The following is a 12,836-nucleotide window of genomic DNA, read 5'->3' as shown; positions in this document are numbered from 1 at the left end:
GGTTACTCCTGGTTGCGCACGGCAGACTGGTGGATGGCGATGATGTCCGAGAGCAGCGCAAACGCCGTTTCCGTGCGCCCGGCTCCAGGGCCCGACACCGTCACGGCGCCGAGCAGTTCGGAGGCGAACGACACGGCGTTGGTGGCGCCGCTCACGCCGGCGAGCGGATGATCGTTGCTCAACAGACGCGGTTCGACGCTGGCGCTGATCGAGCCGTTGGCGTGTCGGCTGGCGGCGCCGATGAGTTTCCAGCGGGCGCCGTCCTGGCGGGCTTTTTCGATGTCGCCGAGGTCAAGGGAGGAAATCCCTTTGCAGCTGACATCGCTGACCTTCAGCTTGGCGTCGAGCAGTTCGTTCGCCAGGATCACCACTTTGAGGCGCACGTCGTGTCCTTCAACATCCGCGGTCGGATCGGCTTCGGCATAGCCCAGCGCTTGTGCCTTGCCAACCGCTTCGGCAAACCCCAGTCCGTTTTCCATGCAGGTGAGGACGAAGTTGGAGGTGCCGTTGAGAATGCCCTCGAAACCCGTCATCGCACTGCCGGCCAGCGACTGCTTGGCGACGCGAATGACCGGCGTGCCGCTCATCACCGAGCCTTCGTATTCAAAGGCGACGTTGTTGCGGCGGGCCAGTGCTTTCAGCTCGGCGCCATGCAGGGCAATCGGTCCCTTGTTGGTGGTGACGACGTGCTTGCCGCCTTCCAGGGCCCAGCGGCAGAACGACGTAGCGGGCTCGCCGTCCACCGGATTGGTGAAGGTGGCTTCGGCGATGATGTCCGCGCCGCTCTCCTTGATCACCGCTTCGTTGAGCGCTTCGACGTTGCCTCCTGGCCATTGCGCGAAGGCGCCCTTGGTGGCGGGCAGTTTGGCCAGCAGCGCAGCGTCCAGGCCTTCACGGCCCATGACCGAGCCAAGAAACAGGTCGGTCACGCCGACGATCTTCAGGGTGAAACCCAGTTCGGTTTTCCAGCGGTCGTTACGCTCGGCGATCAATTGCGCCAATGCCCGGTTCACACCGCCGAAGCCGACCAGCGCCAGTTTGTATTCAGTCATTTTTGTTGTGTCCCTTGATCCGGGTGATGAGGTTGTTGGATCTAGGTTAGGGGGGTGGGCCGGGCAGTGAAATATGCCAATTTGCTCTATTTCATGGGCGTTTTGACCAGGGGTTTGTCTGGGTCGATCAGGCGCGGAACGCGGAGCGTCCCTGGCGGCATTCCCACGCGGGAGCGTGGGAACGATCAACAGACACATAACCCTGTGGGAGCGAGCCTGCTCGCGATAGCGTCAGGACAGTCAACATCGAAGTCGGCTGGTCTACCGCTATCGCGAGCAGGCTCGCTCCCACAGGGGTTGTGTGTCAGGTTTCAGATTACTGACGACAGCACGAATGAGGTGACGGTGTTCTCTACCCCCGGCAACGCCGAGATGTTCTTCCAGACCCTGTGCACCCGCTCCGGGCTCGCCGCGGCGCCGTATAACCCAGGATCGCCCCGTCGCGTTCGAGGCGTTCGATGCGCTGGCGCACGGCATTGCACGACAGCGAGCGTGGGAACGATCAACAGACACATAACCCTGTGGGAGCAAGCCTGCTCGCTCCCACAGGGGTTGTGTGTCGAGCTTCAGATCACTGACGACAGTACGAATGAGGTGACGGTGTTCTCCACCCCCGGCAACGCCGAGATGTTCTTCCAGACCCTGTGCACTCGCTCCGGGCTCGCCGCGCCGACCCGCAGCATCAGATCGAATTCGCCACTCATCACGTCGCACTGAAGCACTTCCGGCATGGCTTGCAGCGCCTGCAACACTTCCGCGCCGCGCATGCGGTCGTAGCGGTAGACGAAAATCACCGCATTGATGTTCGACGCTGCCGAAAGCCCCTCCCCCGTTCGCACCGTATAGCCCTGGATCGCCCCGTCGCGTTCGAGGCGTTCGATGCGTTGGCGCACGGCATTGCGCGACAGGTTGACCTTCGCCGCCAGCTCGGCATGGGCGGCCCGGGCGTTGAGGCGCAGTTCGGCGATGATGCGTTCGTCGAGCGGGTCGAGAATTCGCTTCACGGAGCCTCCTTACAGCGTGCCGAGCAGTTGATGGAGGGTGTCGAGGTCGTCCGGCTGGATCCGATGGATCTGCACCGGGCCGTGTTCCGCGAGCGGGTGATGCAGTGGCGAAACGCTGATCCCCAGCTCGCCAAGCAACGCCGCCGATTTGGCCGGTGAGATTTCCCCCAGGGTCACCATCGGCGCCACCAGGCTTCGCCGGTACAGCCTGGCCGCAAGCACGCCGGTGGCGGTGTGGGGGTCGATGACGTAGCCGGTGTCGCGGTACAGCGAGGTGATTTCTTCCAGGGTCTGTTCATCACTGACGGCGTAGGAATCGATGATCATCCGCGCCTGCAGCCAGAACTCATTGGCGATGGTCATCTCGCCGCTGCTTTCGAAGTGTTCCATCAGCGCACTCACAGCCTGGTCGTCATGCCCGTAGAGCTCCCAGAGAAAGCGCTCCAGGTTGGAAAAGATCGACAGGTCCATGGCCGGCGACAAGGTCTTGTTGGCGCGCAACCGGGAGTAGTGGTTCTTCAAGAATAATTGGTGCAGCGCATCGTTCTGGTTGGTCGCCACGATCATCTGGGTGATCGGCAAGCCCATCTTCTGCGCAATGTAACCGGCATAGACCTCGGCAAAACTCGCCGCCGGCACACTGAAACCGATGGGCCGCTGGCCGCCGCCCAGTTGCAGTACGGCGTGGAAATAGAACACCAACTGCGCCAGCACCCCCACCCAGTTGCTGGAGTTGAAACTGATCGCTTCGTGCCCGGTGCACTGCCACTGCCGGAACAACCGGCTGACCAGGGTCTGGCACTCGTCGAAGCTGCCATTGACGGCGAACTGGTGGACCCGGGGATGCGCCACCGCCTGGAGGTGCCGGAGTTGGTCCTGGGGTACGCCCGCTTCCGGGTAGACCACGACCACCACGGTTTCCTCGCAATGCTTGAAAGCTTCGATGGCCGCCAGCCCGGTATCGCCATTGGTGGCGCCGATCACCACGGCGCGGCGATCGCGTTTGCGCAGGAAATATTGCACCAGCCGAGCCTGGAGCTGGGCGGCAAAATCCTTCGAGGAGCGGGTCGGGCCATGGAACAGTTCCAGGACCCATTCGTTGCGATCCACCTGATGCAGAGGCGCCAGGGAGCGATGGCTGAATTGGCTGCCAGCCTCCTTGAGCATGCGCTTGAGGTCTGCCTCGGGAATTGTCTCGCCCACGAACGGGCTCATTACTCGATAAGCCAGCTCGTCATAGGACAAGGTCGACCAGTTGGCAATCTCCTGGGGTTCGAACAGCGGCAACTCCAGCGGCACGAACAGCCCGCCGGCCGGGGCCACGCCCGATAACACGACCTTTTCGAAATCGACCTGCACGACCGAGTTTCGGGTACTTACATAGCGCATGGTTGGCTCCGGCCATTCATTTGAAACGATGTGCCTGCTCGACCAGCCAGGTGGCGAACATGACGGCGTCGGGGTGCTGTTCGGTCCCGGAACCGCGTACCAGGTAGAACGACTCGCTGGCTTCGATGCGCTGGGTGAAGGGTTCGACCAGGCGTCCCTCCTCAAGCAGGTCAGCGACCATCGACGACCGGGCCAGGGCGATCCCCTGCCCCAGTTCGGCCATGCGCAAGGTGCAGACCAGCGTGTCGAACTGCATGCCCGTCGACGAATCGACGTGGTCGGCACCGACCATGTTCAGCCAGTACCCCCAGCCTTCTTCGTACCCCAGCACATGCAACAGCGGATGCTTCGCCACGTCCGCCGGTTCCTGCAGTGGCGAACGCGCCATCAGCGCTGGAGAGCAGACGGGGAACAAGGTGTCCCAGGTCAGCCGCTGCGACACCAGGCCCGACCACTGACCATGGCCCCAGCGAATTTCCAGGTCGTCCTCGCCATCCAGTTCCTTGACCCAGATGTTGCTGATGTAGCGGATGTCGACCTGGGGATGGGCCTGGCGGAAGTCCACCAGTTTCGGCGCCAGCCAGTGCACGAAGAACGCCAGGCTGCCGCGGACCTTGATCGGCCGGCGCTTGTGCTGGCCGAAAATCTCGTTGGTCCCCACCGCCAGGCGTGTGATCGCATCCTGCACCACCGGCAGGTAGGACTGGCCTTCCTCGGTCAGCCCCAAGCCACGGGGCAGGCGTTTGAACAGCGCCACCCCCAGGTGGCTTTCCAGCTGACGGATCTGCTGGCTCACCGCGCCTTGGGTCAAGCACAACTCCTCGGCGGCGTGGGTGAAGTTCAGGCAGCGGGCCGACACTTCGAATGCCCGCAGCCAGTTCAACGGGGGTAACGGTTTCTGCTTCATGATTCTGCCTCATTGACGCCCTCCCCCCGGCACCGTCTAGATTGCATCGGACGGCTGTGCCAACGGGTTCACCAGCAAGCGTTGCTCGCGGCTTTTGCGGGTAATGAAGTACACGAAATAGCACCAGACAATGAATGGCAAGCCGAAGTACAACGCCACCCGCTGTTCCGGATCGAAAGCAATCCCGACACACGCCAACCCGCAGGAGACCAGCGCCCCCAGCGGCACCCACGGATAGCCGCGGACGCGGAATTTGAGGTGGCGCACATCACCGCCATTGGCGACGTAGTGGCGACGGAAAGCAATCTGGCTGGCGGCAATGCTCATCCACACCACCACCACGGCCAACCCGGAGATCGACACCAGCGCCAGATAGATGGTGTCGGCGGCAAAGACACTGCTGAGCAACGAGGCGGCGCCGCCGGCCATGCTGACGATGATCGCGTTGAGAGGCGTGCCCATGCGGGTCAGTGCCGAGAACTGCTTGGGCAGGTGCCCTTGGTCGCTCAGGGTCCAGAGCATCCGTGAGGCGGCGTACAAGCCGGAGTTGGCGGCCGACAGCAAGGCGCTGATGATCACGAAGTTCATGATGTCGGCGGAGTACGGAATGCCGATGTAGGTGAACACGGTGACGAAGGGGCTCTCGACGATGCCGGCCTGTTCGCGAGGCAACAAGGTCGACAGGACGAAGATGGTCCCGACGAAGAAGATCGCCAGGCGCAGCACGGTGGTGCGGATGGCGCGGGGCACATTGCGCTGGGGATCCTTGGTTTCACCGGCGGCGATACCGATCAACTCCGTGCCGGAGAAGGCAAACGAAACAGCCAGCAGCGTCATGGCAATCGGCATGAAGCCGGTGGGGAAAAGCCCTTCGCGGGTGAAGTTGCTCAAGCCGATGCTGTGGGCCTGATCGATGTGCAGCAGGCCGAGAATCGCGCCGCCGCCTATCAGCAGGAACGCCACCACGGTCGCGACCTTGACCAGGGACAACCAGAACTCGGTTTCGGCGAACAAGCGCACCGAGACCACGTTGCTCAGGAACACCACACAGGCGAACAGCGCGCTCCAGATCCACACCGGTGTGTCTGGAAACCAGCGCGCCATCAGGATACCGGCGGCGGTGAATTCAGAACCGATGGCCACGGTCCAGGTCAGCCAGTACAACCAGGCCACGGTATAACCGGTACCCGGGCCGAGAAAGCGCGTGGCGTAGGTGCTGAATGAACCGGTTTCCGGCATCTGCACCGCCAGTTCACCGAGACACATCATCACCATGTACACCATCAAGGCGCCGATGATGTAAGCGATCACCGCACCCAACGGGCCGGCTTGATTCACGGTGTAGCCGGACGTGAGGAAAAGCCCGGTGCCAATCACGCCACCCAATGCCAGCATGACGATATGGCGTGTTTGCATTTCCTGCTTGAAGCCGACCTGCGTACTGAGTTGTTCTTGTTTTATGGACATGGTTGTTCTCATGAAAGTCGTGAGGACACGCCCCGACCTCTGCGCGCAGTGACAGCACAGAGACAACACGGGTCGTCATCCGGTTTTATTATTTTCCTATTCATGAACACCCCCGTGACCGCCTTGTCGCGAGGGTCTGACGCTGACAGTTCAACGGCTGGTTTCGGTGCACACTTCCAGGGTTGAAGCGTGCGAATTCGTTTGCGTCCGCTGTTCCCGCGCAGCCCGGACAAAAGCGAACGCCTGCTTCAAGTCGTCGAGCAAATCGTCGGTGTCTTCAATGCCCACCGAGACCCGCACCAGCCCCTCGGAGATGCCCAGGGCCAGCCGTTCCTCCAGGGTGTTTTCGACATGGCTGGTGGTGCGCGCCGGGCCATAGATGGTTTCCACCGCACCCAGGTTGCCCGCGCAGTGGGCGAAGCGCAGACGGGGCAAGAGCGCCGTGACGGTGTCCATGCCTCCGACCAGGACGAAACTGACGATGGCGCCAAAGCCGGCCATTTGCGCACACGCCACGGCGTGGTTCGGATGGCTGGGCAAGCCGGGATAGTTGACTGATTCCACCAGCGGCTCGGTGCACAGGAACTCCGCCAGGGCACGCGCGCTGGCTTGCTGCTGACGCATGCGCAGCACCAGGGTTTTCATGCCACGAATGATCATGAAGGCTGAGAACGGGTCCAGTGCCGCACCGTTGATTTCCCGGTAATGCCGTACCTTGGCCATCAGGGATTCGCTGCCACAGACCAGGCCGCCGAGCACATCGCCATGGCCACTGAGGAACTTGGTCGCGCTGTGGATCACCACGTCCACGCCCAATGCCAGGGGGTTCTGATTGAGCGGCGTGGCGAAGGTGTTATCCGCCACCACCACGGCGCCGACCCGCTTGGCCGCCGCCACCAGACGCTGGATATCGAGGATTTTCAGGGTCGGGTTGGTCGGGGTTTCCAGGTACACCACCTGGCAGCCCTTGGCGATTTCCCGTTCGATCTCATCGTGATCGAAAGTCTCGCACAAGGTCGCCTCCACCCCCATGCGCGGCAGGAACTCTTCGAAAATCTTGTTGGTGCCGCCGTAGCTGTCCTTGGTGGACACCACCCGATCGCCCTGGGCCAGAAAGGTGTAGAGCACACTGCTGATCGCCGCCATGCCGGTGCTGAACGCCACGGCGGACTCGGACATTTCCAGTTCACGGATCTTGGCTTCGAGGGTCTCGACGGTGGGGTTGCTCATGCGGCTGTAGATAAAACCCGGGGCCTTGCCCAAGGCGACGTCGTACCAGACGTCGATGTCGTCATAGCCGTACGCGGCGCTGACCACGATGGGGGTTTGTGTGGCGTTGTAGGGATGCCTGACTTGCTCGCCACCCCAGACCGCCCGGGTTCCCGCTCCTGCGTTATCAAGCCCTGCGCTGTCAGGTTTGTTATTCATTGAGGCTACTCGCACTTAGGGGGTGAACGCTGAGTCATTCACCGGATCTGGCAGCCAATATAGGGAAAAGCAAAGCACCCGAGAAACGATGTTATCGGTGCCAAAGGTCTGCTTTTTTTAATGGCTGAGTGCGAAGTTATTGGCTGCAACGCGCCTTCTTCGTTCACGCGCTCCAGTGTCCTGCGGAGCCTGAGGAAAAAGGCACAACCAATACAGAAAGCGCCTACAGCCCCAGCCTGAGCCCTTGGGTTAGCGTCTCTCCCGCATCGACTGGACGAGACCTGCCCCTCCGTGACACGCCAAAAAGACATCCCCCAAGTCAAGAACCCGCCCGGCGGCGACGGGCATTACGTCACCTATCGGGACATGACACCCAGCGAGCTGGCCGAGCGTGAAGCCGGGCAACTGAAGTATGAAACCATGCTTGCCCGGCAGGCCGCCTACGAAAAGGAACGCTGGGCCACGGTCGATAGAACGCCACTGCCCGTCACCGGCAGTGTGTTCGCCAAGAGCTGCAAGTTACCCGACGGCGTCATTGATTACCGCAACCCCAACGGCTATGTGCCGGCTGACTTGGTCAAGCAGTACGGCGATCTGGTTTGGCTCGGCGGCAGGCATACCGATGGATCGGGGACTGTGCCCCTCAAGCAGATGGGCGCCGGCGCGGTAACCGCGTCATTGGGCAGGCTTGCTCTCGGCGGCACCGCACTTGAAGCAACCGCGGCAACGGTGGGCGGCACCGTCGTCACGGGGCTGTTGACCGGCATGGTTGCCTTGCTCTGGCCTTCCAGCCTGGGTGATAGCGCCCTTTACTCCGAAGAACAGCTACACAACTTGAAGCAGGCCCGCAGCCGCATGCGCCTGCAAATAGAGCAACAGGCCGATGGCAGCCTCAAGGGCTATGGCTTCTATACCGGCCAGAACCGCGATTGGGAAATGGTCGACGTCGTCCACCTGGTCCCTCGCGCCGACCACTACATCGCCGACTTGGGTGACGGCATCGAGCTGATCTGGACGCCAGCCGTCGATCCGTCCGACACCCTGGGTATCCCCGCCCTGGAAGCGGCACCGCAGGCCCCTCCCATCTGGATCTACCCGCCCACGCCGATGGCCGACAGCATCATCGTCGATCCGATTTATCCGCCGGAGTATCGGGATTTCATTCTGGTGTTTCCGGTGGGGGCGGAGGTTCGGCCGGTTTATGTGGTTCTAAGTGTTCCGGGGGATCATAAATACCATAAGCCTCCAGCGCTGCTTCCAGCATTTCCAGATGCCAAAATTGCTCCATCAAAAACGTTTGTACGTGGCGGAGGCGTCAAACGTCGACGATGGAAGGATCGAGCAGGCCGGATCTACGAGTGGGATTCACAGCACGCTGCCGTAGAGCTATACACAAAACAAGGGAAGCATCTTGGTGAATTTGATCCGGTAACTGGCGAACAAACCAAACCTGCCGACCCAACCAGGAAAGTAGAAAAATGAAGCCCATCGTTGAAATTTTTGACAAGACAACCGAAGAGCTATTACAGAGCGTAGAGATTCCGAGCTCATATGTAGACCAGTTAGTAACTCTTATGAAATGGACAGAGCCGGAAGACTTTTGCTTTGTGTATGACCTAACGCCACAGCAGATAGCAACATTAGAGCAATGGACCCATACGACATTAAACGGCGACAACCGAATCATTCAAATTGTCTGCCTTGAATAGCATGCGGTTGGGGATCAGCCACCCGGGCGAATCACCACCTTCCCTCGAGCATGCCCAGTGGCGACCTTTTCCACCGCCGCCTGGGTTTCCGCCAGCGTGAAGGTGGAGTCGATGATGATCTGCAATTGCCCCGCACTGAACTGTCGGATCGCCTCGGGAAGGAAAGGCACGGCGCTGGCGAAGAAGACGAACTCACCCGCGTGACCGTCCCGCCCCTCGATATTGAATTCCACCAGGGTAGATATGCGTCCGCCTGGACGCAGCACCTGCCAGGATTCCTCCAGCGTTTCGCCACCCAGGGTGTCGAGCACCAGGTCGATTTCGCGCACGCTGTCCAGGGTCTGGGTTCGGTAGTCGATGACTTCATCGGCGCCCAAGCTTTTCAGCAGTTCGAGGTTCTTCGCCGAGGCCGTTGCGATCACATGGCAGCCGGCAAGATGGGCCAGCTGGACTGCCATACTGCCGACGCCGCCGGCACCGGCGTGGATCAGCACACGTTGGCCGCGCTGCAACTTGCCAATATCAAAAAGCGCCTGCCTGGCCGTGCCATACGCGGTCGGCAATGCAGCGGCCTGTTCGAAACTCATCGGCGCGGGAATGACACACAGTTCGGAAGCGGCGATGACCAGATGGGTGGCGAACGCACCGCCATGCTCGGGGGAGGTTCGTCCGACCACTCGATCCCCGGTCTTGAGGACGCTCACCTGCTCGCCGACGGACTCAATCACACCGCTGAAATCGGTCCCTGGAGCATAGGGGAATGCCACCGGGAAGATCGGCTGCATGTAACCGGCAAGTATCTTGACGTCCAGCGGATTGACGCTGGCGGCCTCAATGCGCACGACCACTTCGTTGGGTTGTGGGTTTCGCAACCTCGCTTCGCCCTCGACGATCACATCCGGGCTGCCGAACTCATTAATCAAAGCGCTCTTCATGGGAAAACTCCTTTCAGGCCTGGGCAGGGAACTGGCCGAGTTGAAGGAACAGGGCAAACCAGTCTTCCATGTGCCATGTCGTGGTCAGCTTCGCGTCACGGAACGTGTGGAATTCATGAATGCGGAAACTGACCTGCTTGCCGGTGGCGGCGATGCCGAAGAGTTCGCCTGCATGGGTGCCGGTGATTTCGGCGCGCACGCCCATTTTTCCGGGCTCCTGGACCATGTCGTGGACGACGATCCGCACATCCGGAAACGCCTGGACGAAGCTGCGGATAATGGCCTTGATGCCTTCCGGGCCAGGTACCTGGCCGGGTGCCAACGGGATGTCGTCCCAGTCACGGGTGAGTACTTCATCGACGAGGTCTGGCTGTTGGTCACTGAATGCACGGTAGAAGGTTTCGACGGCCCGGCGCTCGGCGCGCAGCTGTTCAGCAAGGTGGGTGGTTGATAGGGTCATTGGGGGTCTCGCCATTGAAGTGGGGTGGTAGCGAGAGTTTGGGATTGAGGGCTATGATCCGTCTAACAAATAGCCGATATGAATGATTATTTGATTTATGGATTTTCATGGGATTGATCTGAACCTGCTGGTGGCCTTCGACGCGCTGATGACGGAGCGCAATGTCACCCGCGCGGCGGCTCGGGTGGGTGTCAGTCAGCCGGCGATGAGTGCCGCGTTATCGCGGCTGCGAACGCTGCTTGGTGATGGGTTGTTTGCCCGCAGTGCCGAGGGGCTTTTGCCGACGCCTCGAGCTCGGGACCTGGCGGTGCCGATTGCCCAGGCGTTGCACCAGCTTCAAGTTGCATTGGTCGAGCGGCCCGAGTTCGAGCCTGGCAAGGCTTCGCTGGTGTTCAAACTCGGCCTCTCCGATTACCCGGCCTATGTGCTCTTGCCCGCGCTGTTGCAGGCACTCGCGGAGCAGGCGCCGGGGGTTTCGGTGAACGTGTACGCGTTCAACGACCGAGATCACGCGGTCGACATGCTGGACAGCGGCCTGATCGACGCGGCGGTGGGTGTGCCGCCGACTCAAGCGGCGGCGCGGATACTGAGCCGGACCGTGCTTACCGACGAATTCGTCACCATTGTCGCCCATGACCATCCGGTGGCCCGTCGCGCCATGACCCTGAAGACCTATCTGCAGCTTCGCCACGTGCTGGTTTCGCCTGAAGGGGACTTGCACGGTTTGGTGGATCACGCCCTTGCTCAACAGGGCAAGCAGCGCGAACTGGCCCTGACGTTGCCACAGATGTTCGCCGTGCCCTCGCTGATCGCCCGTACCCGGTTGACCGCTACGGTGATGAAACGGGTGGCGATGGGCGCGGCGGGCAGCAACAAGCTGGTGATGTTCCCACCACCGGTCACGTTGCCTCGGATGGCGTTCGACCTGATCTGGCACCGGCGCAGCGAGTCTCATCCGGCACAGCAGTGGTTCAGGGGGTTGGTTGAGGAAGTGGCTGGGCGGGTTTGATTTACATTTGATCCGCTGGTGTCTGGCCCTGAGTTGACTCTCTTCAACAGTGGATGGTGGTAGCCTTGGCTCGGCCTCTTGAACTGAACGGAGACTGCTACCCCCCGAAGTCACCCCTTAAGTCGCCCCCGAAGTCACCCCTTAAGTTGAGGGGCTTCTGAAAGCGAAGCACGAGACTCTACTCATCTATATCTTTTATAGACTCTAGCCAACGGAAAAAATAGTCTTTTTGTAGCTGAGGATCGCTCACTATTTGCTGATCTTCATAATCAAATATATTTACGAGACTCGCTCTTGAGGCACGTACACCCAAGACATGATCATATGCCACTATTCCTGATGACATTTGAGAGGACATACTGGAAGGGCGCACGCTCAACTTAGCTCCTTTACATAAAAATTTTAGATTGGAGTGCTCCTTGATAATTTCACCAAGGCATGAATACACATCCAGTCCAGAATACTTTTTTTTCCAGCCGCTTTTAAAGGTTAAAGAAATAGTTGATTTCGCAGCATCCACATCTAGCTGTGCCTCTTCCCTTTTGCCATCTTTGATAATCACGACAACTTGCTTCGTCATTTTTTCATTTCCTTTCTGGATTGGGCAAAGAATACCCAACATAGGAACCATCCTTCTTCAACGGAGTGACCCCAAGGATATCTTCCGTCTTTATTCGATCAGGAATTGCGATCTCATGTTCATAGCTATAAGGGATATCCTTACGCGGCAGCTCCTTATTCACATCGCGCCCAGGGATTCTCTTTAAAACATACAAATACCCTTTTTGCGTCCTGTATCTTGTTCCAAAATCGATCCCAACATCGACATCGGTGGAGGTGCTTACAAAATTACTCAGCGGGTTTCTATTATCCAAAACATGAAGCCGTAAGTCAGTGCTTTTTCCCAAACTCACAAATCCTTCTTTAAAAATGACTTCTGGCGTTCTCAAATCTCCACGATAAAGAAACTTAGGTTTTGGCGGGGATAATTCGTCCTCCCCCACCCCAACCTTCGCAGCCGGATCCTGCTCCCCAACCGCCGGCCTGCACCCACCCTTCCCCGGGCAATCCACCAACCCCAACGGATCCACCCACCCCGTCGGGTTCAGGGTGTACCGATACCCATTGAGCCCACCCGCCAGTTTGCTCGGATCAGGGGTCAGGTAGCGGCCCGTTTCCGGATTGTAGTAGCGGTTCCGGTTGTAGTGCAGGCCGCTTTCCGGGTCGAAGTATTGGCCCTGGAAGCGCAGCGGTTGTTCCAGTTGTTCGCCGCCGCCGTGTTCTATCTCACGGACTTTGCCGTAGCCGTGGTAGCGCGCCGACCAGACGATCTGGCCGCCGTAGTTGGTCAGTTCCTGGGGCGTGCCCAGGTGGTCGAGGTGGTAGTAGAACGGGCAGGCGTTGAGGCCTTTGCCGTCGAGCAGCGCCAGCGGGCGGAAGGTGCCGGGTTCGTAGAGGTAGCTGCGGTGGTGATGG

Annotated in this window: 13 protein-coding genes and 1 pseudogene; 3 read left to right on the top strand and 11 right to left on the bottom strand. The window is 60.0% G+C overall.

The genetic code is table 11. The features are described from left to right. Window positions 1-2: 2 nt before the first annotated feature. The 7 genes and pseudogenes from FGE05_RS24945 to FGE05_RS24915 all read right to left on the bottom strand — a co-directional run bounded on the left by FGE05_RS24945 (window position 3) and on the right by FGE05_RS24915 (window position 7,247). A complete protein-coding gene (locus FGE05_RS24945) occupies window positions 3-1,052 on the bottom strand; it encodes a homoserine dehydrogenase (RefSeq protein ID WP_139649143.1) in 1,050 nt (349 codons plus the stop codon). Between the two features lie 311 nt (window positions 1,053-1,363). Next, window positions 1,364-1,465: pseudogene (locus FGE05_RS30510) on the bottom strand (Lrp/AsnC family transcriptional regulator); the annotation flags it as partial. 153 nt (window positions 1,466-1,618) lie between these two features. Continuing rightward, on the bottom strand, window positions 1,619-2,056 hold the full coding sequence (locus FGE05_RS24935; RefSeq protein WP_024780781.1) for an Lrp/AsnC family transcriptional regulator: 438 nt from the start codon (window positions 2,054-2,056) through the stop codon (window positions 1,619-1,621). Between the two features lie 9 nt (window positions 2,057-2,065). Beyond that, window positions 2,066-3,445: a threonine synthase gene (thrC, locus tag FGE05_RS24930; RefSeq protein WP_139649141.1), complete on the bottom strand. Its 1,380-nt coding sequence runs from the start codon at window positions 3,443-3,445 to the stop codon at window positions 2,066-2,068. A gap of 16 nt (window positions 3,446-3,461) precedes the next feature. Next, window positions 3,462-4,352, bottom strand: a complete 891-nt coding sequence (locus FGE05_RS24925; RefSeq protein ID WP_024780783.1) for a LysR substrate-binding domain-containing protein — start codon at window positions 4,350-4,352, stop codon at window positions 3,462-3,464. Window positions 4,353-4,388: 36 nt separating this feature from the next. Then, window positions 4,389-5,819: an amino acid permease gene (locus FGE05_RS24920; RefSeq protein WP_139649139.1), complete on the bottom strand. Its 1,431-nt coding sequence runs from the start codon at window positions 5,817-5,819 to the stop codon at window positions 4,389-4,391. A gap of 150 nt (window positions 5,820-5,969) precedes the next feature. Beyond that, a complete protein-coding gene (locus tag FGE05_RS24915; RefSeq protein ID WP_139649137.1) occupies window positions 5,970-7,247 on the bottom strand; it encodes a cystathionine gamma-synthase family protein in 1,278 nt (425 codons plus the stop codon). Window positions 7,248-7,538: 291 nt separating this feature from the next. Here FGE05_RS24915 and FGE05_RS24910 point away from each other — a divergent pair, with 291 nt between their 5' ends. Beyond that, window positions 7,539-8,729, top strand: coding sequence for a colicin E3/pyocin S6 family cytotoxin (locus FGE05_RS24910; RefSeq protein WP_139649135.1), 1,191 nt, complete (start codon window positions 7,539-7,541; stop codon window positions 8,727-8,729). Then, window positions 8,726-8,956, top strand: a complete 231-nt coding sequence (locus tag FGE05_RS24905; RefSeq protein WP_139649133.1) for a hypothetical protein — start codon at window positions 8,726-8,728, stop codon at window positions 8,954-8,956. Before FGE05_RS24910 ends, FGE05_RS24905 begins: the two co-directional genes overlap by 4 nt. A gap of 14 nt (window positions 8,957-8,970) precedes the next feature. Here FGE05_RS24905 and FGE05_RS24900 read toward each other — a convergent pair whose 3' ends face one another. Both FGE05_RS24900 and FGE05_RS24895 read right to left on the bottom strand, forming a co-directional pair. Further along, window positions 8,971-9,891: an NADP-dependent oxidoreductase gene (locus tag FGE05_RS24900; RefSeq protein WP_139649131.1), complete on the bottom strand. Its 921-nt coding sequence runs from the start codon at window positions 9,889-9,891 to the stop codon at window positions 8,971-8,973. 13 nt (window positions 9,892-9,904) lie between these two features. Then, window positions 9,905-10,351 (bottom strand): ester cyclase, encoded by a 447-nt coding sequence (locus FGE05_RS24895; protein WP_139649129.1) that lies wholly within the window; start codon window positions 10,349-10,351, stop codon window positions 9,905-9,907. Between the two features lie 97 nt (window positions 10,352-10,448). Between FGE05_RS24895 and FGE05_RS24890 the strand changes: the two genes are divergently transcribed. Then, on the top strand, window positions 10,449-11,360 hold the full coding sequence (locus tag FGE05_RS24890) for a LysR family transcriptional regulator (protein WP_055135477.1): 912 nt from the start codon (window positions 10,449-10,451) through the stop codon (window positions 11,358-11,360). 178 nt (window positions 11,361-11,538) lie between these two features. On the opposite strand, the gene FGE05_RS24885 is transcribed toward FGE05_RS24890, so the two are convergent. Continuing rightward, a complete protein-coding gene (locus FGE05_RS24885; protein WP_041022340.1) occupies window positions 11,539-11,940 on the bottom strand; it encodes a hypothetical protein in 402 nt (133 codons plus the stop codon). 4 nt (window positions 11,941-11,944) lie between these two features. Continuing rightward, on the bottom strand, window positions 11,945-12,836 hold an 892-nt coding region (locus FGE05_RS24880), incomplete at its 5' end, for an RHS repeat-associated core domain-containing protein (RefSeq protein ID WP_176563033.1).

The organism is Pseudomonas sp. ICMP22404, assembly GCF_006227205.1.
In the GTDB taxonomy this organism is placed as follows: domain Bacteria; phylum Pseudomonadota; class Gammaproteobacteria; order Pseudomonadales; family Pseudomonadaceae; genus Aquipseudomonas.
Note: the sequence above shows the minus strand (reverse complement) of the source record. Positions and strands in the feature narration are given on the sequence as shown.